Genomic DNA, 3000 nt, shown 5'->3' with positions numbered 1-3000 from the left:
CGGCGTCGCCGGCCCGTGCGGCCGCAGGCGCGCGCTCGGCTGTTGCCAGGTGCCGCAATAGATCTCGGTCCCGCCCTGCGCGGCGGCCTGGCGGGTGCAGGTCTCGCCCACCGCATTGACGCCCACCGGCTCGCCCCCGCCGGCGCCGCCGCCGACATAGGCGGAAGGAGGCGGCGCGGTGCAGCCGGCGAGGCCGAGCAGCACCAGCAGGGCCAGCCGGCCTGCGCGCGGCGGTGGCAGGCGACCGGCCGCCGCACCGGACCATCTCATCAGCCGTGTCGTCCCCGCATCAAAGCTGCCGCTAGCTAAGGGCGGAGATGTGCCGCGGACAAGCGCCCCGTCAACCTTGCCGCGAGCCGGGCGATGCTGGCGCGACCGGCGGGGGAAGGTTACCATGGCCGCTGCCCGGACTGGCGTACGGGCGACGGGGCTGGGACATGGTGGTGCAACTGCCCGACCGTTCGGGCTCGCTGTTGTCGATGAGCCTGGACGGCGACGAGGGCGTCCTCGCGCCCATCCGGCTGCGCGTGACCGAGGCGATCTCCGAGCCCTACGAGGTCGAGCTGACGGCGGTGCATGCCGGCGACCCCTTCGCCCCCGCCGACATCCTGCAGAAGCCCGCCGTGGCCCGCATCCGCCGCGACGGGCTGGAACGCGAGTTCCACGGGCTGGTGCGGGAATACGTGCCGCTCGGCCAGGACATCCGTGGCCTGCATGCGTGCCAGCTGAAGATCGTGCCCAAGCTGTGGGGTCTCTCGCTCGCCAACGACTGCCGCATCTTCCAGGAGAAGACGGCGCAGGAGATCATCGAGGCGCTGCTGACCGACGGCGGGATCACCGGCACGGAGTTCCGCATCACCGGCGCCAACGAGCCGCTGCCCTACCGCACGCAGTACAACGAGAACCGCCTGCGCTTCGCCCGCCGCATCATGGAGGAGGCAGGCTGGTTCTACTTCTTCGAGGGCGAGGCGCTCGTCGTCACCGACGCCAATGCAAGCCTCGCCGACCTCGGCGCCCTGCCGGCCGAGGGCGCGCTGGTGGAGGGTCTGCGGCACGTCCACGCGATTGCCGGCGGGAAGGAGGCGACGGCCGATTACGACCCCGTCTCCCCCACCACGGAGGTCAAGGGCGAGCAGGCGACGGTGCTGAAGGCGACCGGCTCCCTCAGCCCGGACAGCTTCCTCTGGCCGGCCGGCACCGACGACCCGGAGGCCGCCACCACCCGCGCCCGGCTGCGCATGGAGGCGGCCGAGGCCTCGGCTTCGCTGCTGGCGGGCGGGGGCACCTGGATCGCCATGGCGGCGGGCCACATCTTCGAGGTGCTGGGCAGCGACCCCTTCCTGCCGCCCGGCAAATACGGCGTGCGCAGCGTGGTGCACGAGGCCGAGGACGAGAGCTGGCTGAACGCCGGCGCCCTGCCCTCCTACAGCAACAGCGTCGAGGTCTTCCCCGAGGCGCGGCCCTGGCGCGAGCGGCTTGCGACGCGGCGGCCGCGCATGGACGGCGTGCACGCCGCGCTGGTGATCGGCGAGGACAGCGAGGGCGAGATCTACACGGACGACCTCGGCCGGGTGAAGGTGAAGTTCTTCTGGGACCACCGCGCCGAGACCGCGCCGAACCAGGCGGTCTGGGCGCGGGTGGTGCAGCCCTGGGCCGGCAAGGGCTGGGGCGCGCAGTTCATCCCGCGCGTCGGCACGGAGGTCGCCGTCGCCTTCATGGATGGCGACCCCGACCGCCCGGTGGTGCTCGGCGGTCTCTACAACGGTGTGGACACGCCGATCTTCGCCAAGTCGGAGAAGATGAAGTCCGGCTTCCGCACGCGCTCCGCCGACAAGGGCGGCACGGCGGACTTCTCCGAGTTCTCCTTCGACGACACCAAGGGATCCGAGCTGGTCTTCCTGCACGCGCAGAAGGACTACAAGATCGAGGTCGAGCACGACCTGAACCTGAAGGTGGACAACTGCCGCATCGTCGAGGTGAAGGTCGACGACACGCAGTTGGTGAAGGGCAAGGGCACCTACACCATCAAGGGCGACCACGCCGTGACCGTGGAGGAGGGCAACAGCACCTTCACCGTCAAGACCGGGAATTTCGAGGAGACCGTCGAGACCGGCAACTACAAGACGCAGGTCAAGACCGGCAACTACGACGCGCTGGTGGACACCGGCAACTACAAGCTCGGCGTCAAGTCCGGCAGCGTGGACGTCAAGGCCGATGCCGGCGCCATCACGATCGAGGCCGCGCAATCCATCACGCTGAAGGTCGGCAGCAACACGGTGGAGATCAGCGCCTCCGGCATCACCGTGAAGGGCACGATGGTCACCGTGAAGGGCGAGGGGCAGGTCTCGGTCGCCTCGCCGATGACCGAGGTGAAGGGCGACGGGATGCTGACCCTCAAGGGCGGCATGGTGAACATCAACTGATGCCGCCCGAAGCGCCTCCGCCCACCAAGCTCGACGGGCCGCTGCCCGAGCTGGTTGCCCGCATCGCCGCGCCGCCCGAGGCGCTGGCTGCCATCGCCGGCGCGACGCGCGTGCCCGAGGCGGTGGACCGCCTGGCCGCCGCCGGCTTCCTGCTGGAGGCGGCGAAGCTCACCGCCCACGCGCTGCCGAAGCGCGAGGCGGTGTGGTGGGCCTGCATGTGCGCGCGCCACACCGCGCCCGCCGATGCGCCGGCCCCGCTGGCCGATCTCTGCGCTGCCGCGGAGACCTGGGTGCGCAAGCAGACCGACGAGAGCCGCCGCGCCGCCTTCGCGCTGGCGCAGGCGCAGGGCCTCGACACGCCGGAGGCCTGGGCCTGCGTCGGCGCCTTCTGGTCCGGCGACTCGATGGCCCCGCCCGATGTGCAGAAGGTGCCGCCCGCGCCGCACCTGGCCGGCACCGCGGTGGCGGGCTCGATCAACCTGGCCGCGGTGCGCGGCGACCCGCTGCGGCGCGACGCCAGGCTGCGGCGATTCCTGGACAGCGCACGCGAGATCGCCGCGGGCGGCGCCGGCCGGCT

Annotated in this window: 3 protein-coding genes; 2 read left to right on the top strand and 1 reads right to left on the bottom strand. The window is 71.7% G+C overall.

Translation table 11 applies throughout. The features are described 5' to 3' along the window. The coding region (locus OZN99_RS28690; protein WP_270938633.1) for a hypothetical protein at positions 1–270 on the bottom strand (270 nt) is incomplete at its 3' end. A 173-nt stretch (positions 271–443) separates the two neighbouring features. On the opposite strand from OZN99_RS28690, the gene OZN99_RS28685 reads away from it, so the two are divergent. Together OZN99_RS28685 and OZN99_RS28680 are read left to right on the top strand one after the other, a co-directional pair. Beyond that, positions 444–2423: a type VI secretion system Vgr family protein gene (locus OZN99_RS28685; protein WP_270938632.1), complete on the top strand. Its 1980-nt coding sequence runs from the start codon at positions 444–446 to the stop codon at positions 2421–2423. Then, a partial coding sequence (locus tag OZN99_RS28680) for a DUF6931 family protein (protein ID WP_270938631.1) occupies positions 2423–3000 on the top strand: 578 nt, incomplete at its 3' end. The genes OZN99_RS28685 and OZN99_RS28680, both read left to right, overlap by 1 nt.

The organism is Falsiroseomonas oryzae (assembly GCF_027856955.1).
GTDB classification, from domain to species: Bacteria; Pseudomonadota; Alphaproteobacteria; order Acetobacterales; family Acetobacteraceae; genus Falsiroseomonas; species Falsiroseomonas oryzae.
This window is presented reverse-complemented; position numbering and strand designations above follow the sequence as displayed.